Genomic DNA, 1,988 nt, shown 5'->3' with positions numbered 1-1,988 from the left:
CCCGAGTCTCTATCAGCCTAGAGCAGAGGTGTTTGTGAGCCAAGCCTATGCTTGGGATACGTTGAACCCAAACCTTAGACACTTTGAAAAAATGATAGAGAAGAGCAAGAAATGAGGCTTAATTAAAGAAGCCAAATATTCCTAAAACAATGATTAAAGTAAGGCTACCAATAGCTAGAAATAATATAGTTTTTCTAAATTTTAGCTGCGGCATTTTACTTACAATGAAAATAAGGCATGCCAGTATGATCACTAAGGGCTGAAAAATATTTGATGGCAAAGTAAACATCTTGTTCCTTGTTGTTTTTAAATTTATTTTAGAAATAAAGTAATAGGTTCATTATAACGTTTTCTTATTTAATTGATGAACTGAACTTCTTCATAAATTCATATTTTCGTTTTTTATTTTCAAATATAGGCAAATCAAGTTTTAAATTTAAAAGCACTATGTACGCTTTTTCTTACATACGTTCGGGAAATTGGCGTCTTTTTAGAACTCTGTAAATTACCTATGATGAACTCATCAGGAACAGGAAGTTCCGAAACGTAAAACAACAATAATAAGTTTAAGCATCAGGATGTGAGGTATTACAGGAAGTGTACCTAGTAACGAAATACGAAAAAAGCCCAACAGGATGTTGGGCTTTTTTCATTTCTTATTAACGAATTTCTTTACCGCCTAAGGCAGCACAGTTAAAAGGTGTATTCCATTTCACGGCAGTTCCTGTAAGTACTGGACGTACAATACGCCACGGCCAAAAACCAAATCTTTGGCTTTGATGATAATTAATCACCACATCTGCACCGTATTTACGAGCAACGATTGCTAATTTAGGTTTTACTTCTTCAAAACCGCCATAGGTTCCTTTCGCGGCTTTAATACGTTTAATAGATTTATAGTGCTCTGCTGAAGGAGTCCCCTCAATTAAGCAAATGGATGGGTTTGCAGTAGTTTGCATTTGAGCTTGAGATGCAGTGTCTTGAGCATATGTTGTTAAAGGCAACGTTAGAAATAAAGCAGGTAAAATAAAACGAAGTTTCATACTTTTCCGTATTGGTATCTTAATGAATTAAAGTTTATAAAATAGATCTTATTCATATGACCTTATTTGGGAGCGCATTATAATCGTATCTTTTTAATATTTCTTATTTTAATCTTATATTTTTTAATAAATTAGCAGCATTCTATTTCATTTGTTAAATAAATAAATTCGTTTTAGAAAATTATTTTTAAGATGAGGTTTATAATAAGTCTTTATTAAAAACAAAAAACAAAGCCTTTGACAAGAATTGTCTATCCCAACTATTATCCTTAAAAAATATTCTTAATATGTTATTAATTATGATGAAGAAAATATTATCTACTTTAGTTATTGGTTTATGTCTCACTCATCCAACCTTTGCACAGCCTGCTTCTAGTGAGTCTGTAAAAGAATTAATGAAGGTCACAAAATCCCAAGATTTATATAAACAAATGAACTCGTACATTGAGCAGATGATTTCAAAAACAATCTCTGAAGTTGAAATGCAACAAGGTAAACCCCTTAATTCACAACAAAAACTGGTCGTGGCAAATTTTGCTAAAAAGTTCTCTAACATTACTGTAGAAGACATGGGTTGGGAAAAACTTGAGCCTGAATTTACTCGTATTTATGTGACAAATTTCACTCAAGAAGAAATCGATGGATTAATTAATTTTTATAAATCACCAGTTGGTCAAGCAGCTATAAACAAAATGCCTCTAGTGATGGAGCAAAGCATGAAATTGGGCCAAGATCTAACTAAAGAAGCTATGCCTAAAATTATAGCCGCAGCAAAAGAAATGGTTATTGAATTAGAGAAATATGAAAAATAATTTGAAGGGTGTAGATCAATAGGTCTGCACTCAATTTTTTGGTAATAATTATAAATCTTTAAGTATTTCAAAACCTACAGGCAACAAAAAACCCCATAAATCAAATATTCATGAGGTTTAATGATGGTGCCGA

2 protein-coding genes and 1 pseudogene are annotated in these 1,988 nt (G+C 32.1%); 2 read left to right on the top strand and 1 reads right to left on the bottom strand.

From position 1 onward, the window contains the following. Positions 1-115 (top strand): annotated as a pseudogene (locus tag UC75_RS21025) (aldehyde-activating protein); the annotation flags it as partial. 544 nt (positions 116-659) lie between these two features. Here the strand turns inward: UC75_RS21025 and UC75_RS10040 are convergent. Beyond that, entirely contained in the window at positions 660-1,043 is a 384-nt protein-coding gene (locus tag UC75_RS10040; protein WP_049837498.1) for a hypothetical protein, read from the bottom strand. A 299-nt stretch (positions 1,044-1,342) separates the two neighbouring features. On the opposite strand from UC75_RS10040, the gene UC75_RS10035 reads away from it, so the two are divergent. Then, positions 1,343-1,855: a DUF2059 domain-containing protein gene (locus UC75_RS10035; RefSeq protein ID WP_228137253.1), complete on the top strand. Its 513-nt coding sequence runs from the start codon at positions 1,343-1,345 to the stop codon at positions 1,853-1,855. The last annotated feature ends 133 nt before the right edge of the window (positions 1,856-1,988 follow it).

Source organism: Acinetobacter sp. V2 (assembly GCF_001188385.1).
Lineage (GTDB): Bacteria > Pseudomonadota > Gammaproteobacteria > Pseudomonadales > Moraxellaceae > Acinetobacter > Acinetobacter oleivorans.
Note: the sequence above shows the minus strand (reverse complement) of the source record. Positions and strands in the feature narration are given on the sequence as shown.